4 protein-coding genes are annotated in these 3,745 nt (G+C 35.9%); 2 read left to right on the plus strand and 2 right to left on the minus strand.

Annotated features, from left to right (window positions below):
• Positions 1-491: 491 nt before the first annotated feature.
• Positions 492-731 carry a spore germination protein gene (locus V7149_RS25210; protein WP_335348306.1) on the plus strand — a complete coding sequence of 80 codons (240 nt, stop codon included), beginning with the start codon at positions 492-494 and terminating at the stop codon, positions 729-731.
• Between the two features lie 262 nt (positions 732-993).
• Entirely contained in the window at positions 994-1,677 is a 684-nt protein-coding gene (locus V7149_RS25215; RefSeq protein WP_335348307.1) for a class I SAM-dependent methyltransferase, read from the plus strand.
• 66 nt (positions 1,678-1,743) lie between these two features.
• Here the strand turns inward: V7149_RS25215 and V7149_RS25220 are convergent, their stop codons facing one another.
• The gene (locus V7149_RS25220) at positions 1,744-2,085 is read right to left on the minus strand and encodes a hypothetical protein (protein WP_335348308.1); all 342 of its coding nucleotides are present in this window, start codon (positions 2,083-2,085) and stop codon (positions 1,744-1,746) included.
• 276 nt (positions 2,086-2,361) lie between these two features.
• On the minus strand, positions 2,362-3,745 hold a 1,384-nt coding region (locus tag V7149_RS25225; protein WP_335348309.1), incomplete at its 5' end, for a sodium:solute symporter family protein.

A 3,745-nucleotide genomic window follows, 5' to 3' on the forward strand; every position in this document is an offset into this window, starting at 1 on the left:
GATGTAATATGCCTTTATGATAATGAGGATTGAATCAAAAAAGGTTACAAATAGGTAACAGTAAAGATGAACTTTTGCTAACAATTTTTAGCCTCTACGATTGTATCTATAAACGTCCCATCAATCCCTTATTAAATATTGGTTGAATTAACGGTATAAATTTCTTAAATATACTATATCAAGCTCACACTGAAGTCCTCTTCCGAATTAAGGCTGAATATTCCTACATCCATAGTCGTAAAAAGTGCCTTCCCTGCGCATTAAGTATTCATATGGCGGGGGCAGGCACTTCAATTATTTTCATTTAGGAGCTAAGGAAGCCGAGAAACAATCTTGCCATTTATTTAATAAGGCAAGATTGTTTAACTTATTGGCATTCCGGAACTTATGCTAACATCCTGCATTTTCCTTTCACTAACCCAAGTTTCATTCTGATGAAGCTTACATATACTGCAATAAAATTATTTTTTTCAAAAGGATGATTTAATAAGATGGCATCCATTTTCGGACAAATTCAAGTAAACAAAGTGACAGGAGGCATAGTAAATTTCGGTAATACGAAGTCTATTTCACCTATATCTGCTTTAAAAGATCCGACTGGGAGTGGATCAAATAATGCTGGAGGATGGATCAGTACATCTTCTGGTATTTCAGTCACAAATTTTATTGACCCTGATGTCAGTGATCAAAAAGTGGATAAGGACCTTGGAGATAAGTGCTTGGTTGAGTAATATATTAACCATTTTTCAATTCAATTTGGAGCATTACTAATGGTTTCAATTAGGAAGAACACAGAAGAGCACTGTATTCTTCTTCGAATAGAATCTCGTTAATTTATAGCCTCACTATACTTCTATAGTTATCCGTCATTAGCTTTTTGGTTTTTTTATGATGATTCTTCCATATTTATGGTACCCACTTACTTTTTCTTTCATATCATGCAAAAAAAGATATCTGAAGAGGGTGATTCAAATTGGGAAGTACTTAGATTTTTTGTCTAAATTCGGTGTTGGCGGTGCGCACCCCGGGGGGATTCAATTAACAAAGGAAATATTCATGCTAGAGGAACTTAACAACACGTCTCACATATTAGATGTTGGATGTGGTACTGGCCAAACAGCTGCCTACCTTGCTTCTAAATACGGTGTAAAAGTAACGGGAATGGATATTAATCCAATCATGGTAAAAAAGGCAAAAATAAGAATGAAAAAACACCAATTGCCTGTAGAAATTATTCAAGGTTCAATAGAGGAATGTCCATTAAAGAGTAATCATTTTGATTTTATTATTTCCGAATCTGTTCTTGCTTTTGTAAATAAACCTAGATCTCTTAAGGAAATATTTCGTTTATTAAAGAAAGAGGGTCGGTTCATTGCAAATGAGCTTACCATTAACCACCCGCTCAAAAAAAGTGAAATAGAAGAGATTAAACAATTTTATGGATTAGATCACGTCCTTACGGAGAACGAATGGATTACTTTAATGGAACAAACAGGATTTAAAAACATAAAAATATCCAGGAATCAACATTCGATCCTTCAAGACAATCCGGATGTTGAATTTCAGTACTCAGTATATATTGAGCCTGAACTTTACTCGGTCTTCCTTCAGCATTTTAATCTAATGGCAAAGTATCAAGGTGCTTTAGACTACAGAATATTTTCATGCACAAAATAAGTGCGCTGCAATTTAGAAAAGGCTTGCTGTACATTTGTACCGCAAGCCTTTTTATAGAGTTGAAGTTTAGATAAAGAACGGGAAAAACGGTCCAAATCCTCTTATTCCAAAGAAAGGGAATCCAAATAGGCCAAAGGGTCCGAAGAATAAACGACTTTCATCATCCATATGAACATTCATGGTCATATGGGTGGACTGATGTGCTCTGGGCATGATCAGATACATTTTGTCATGATCATAGCTGTGAAGTATCCCCTGAAAAACAGAGCCATCGTGTAATTCTACTTGAATAAATTGATACAAATGCTTTTTACACTTTTCATGATGCTTATGATGCTTATGATGATGATCATGATGATGATCATCATGGGCATGGGTATCCCTAAGCGGATGAACAGGATATTGCATGACAACCTACCTCCTCTTTTTCAATACAGTAATAAAATATTCTTAAATTGGGTTTTGTGTTACCAAATTTAACCGTTATAGAGGAGGCATATTTTTAGAAAAGTCATGTATAATGTTCAACCGATCACTACCAGATAAGTGTTTAAAGTCGAACTTTTTTTAAATAACAAAGGGGTGGTTCTCATGTCTATACAGATTGTAAACAGAGAACCACCCCAAGCTTTGTATCAATACAAAAAATTTGAGCTTAACTTCAAGTGTGAATAGATCGATGCTTTAGGCATTTTTTCTTAATTCCACATCTATATATTGTTGTTCAGTAAATAACTGATCCATTACTTGATTCGATTTGATCCTTTTTACAAAAATCGGATTTAATATAACAAGGGCTAGGACGTTTGCCAACAATCCCCAAAAGCCTTCATATATACCGAATGTCATTCCGGTTCCAGACACCGTAAACGTTACAGCTAGTCCAACAATTAACCCAATAGTGGTAGCCTCTTTTGTTTGCTTTTTCCAGAACAAGCTAAAGACAATCGCTGGAAAGATTTGAACCATTCCGGATACTCCCATAAGCTGTAGGGATACAAGTGCTGTCGGGAAAAGCATCCCAAAGATTAAAGCTAGGCCAATAACGACAAATACCATTGAGCGAGTAATCATCGTTAATTTTGCAGGTGAAACCTTTGGATTAATAAAATCTCGATAAATATTATTCGCAAAAAGATTGGACGCACCAATCGCCATGATTGAACAAGGAATAAGGGATGCTAGTGCAATAGTAGCATAGGATAGTCCTTGAACTACTCCACCGTAAGATACTTGTATTAAACTTAGTAGCGCGAAACGCGGGTCGCTGCCATCTGGCAATACATGAAATGCAGCAAATCCTAGGAAAACAACAAGAATCAATACAATATTGTAAAGTGGTAAGTAAATTGCATTTTTCCTAAGGGCATCAGTACTTTTAGCAGTAAATACCCCGGTTACACCGTGAGCCCACATAAATAATGCCAATCCAGATACTAATGAAGCTGTGAGAAACCAAGGAATCCCTCTTGGCCCTGTTGTAGGGATGGTTAACAATTCAGGGGTCTCAGTCACAATTTTATCCATCATGGATCCCCATCCTCCAAAGTGGATAATCGGAATAGTCACAACGAGGAATAACATGATAACCCAGATTAAAATGTCTTTAATAATAGCTGTATAGGTTGGTCCTTTTATTCCGCTAAAGAATGTATAAAGGGCAACTAAAAAGAATGATAGAATCACAACTACATTAACATTAATAAACCCTGTACCTGCTACTTTCAGTGTATCTTGAATACCAGCTAGCTGCAGATCAATATAAGGAATAAGCATTAACACTCCAACTATTGCGATTAGTAAGGATAAAAATTTACTACCAAATCTCAATTTCGCATAATCAGCAAGAGTTGTTAATTTATGTTTTTTAGATACTTCCCATAGCTTCGGCAAATAGAAATAGGAAATAAAAAAAGCAATAATCGTATACGGAATTGCAAAGAATGCAATGCTTCCACTTGAATAGGCTTGACTTGTTAACCCTAAAAAAGTATAGGCTGTATATAAATCCGCACCTACTAAGAGCCAAACTAACAATGGGCCAAAACGTCTCCCGCCGACAGACCAT

The organism is Bacillus sp. JJ1503 (genome assembly GCF_036965125.1).
Taxonomy (GTDB): Bacteria; Bacillota; Bacilli; order Bacillales; family Cytobacillaceae; genus Cytobacillus.

What these genes read in the sequence shown, in the direction of transcription:
- V7149_RS25220 (WP_335348308.1), bottom strand. Translation starts at nt 2,085, where the DNA reads ATGCAATATCCTGTTCATCCGCTTAGGGATACCCATGCCCATGATGAT.
- V7149_RS25210 (WP_335348306.1), top strand. Translation starts at nt 492, where the DNA reads ATGGCATCCATTTTCGGACAAATTCAAGTAAACAAAGTGACAGGAGGC.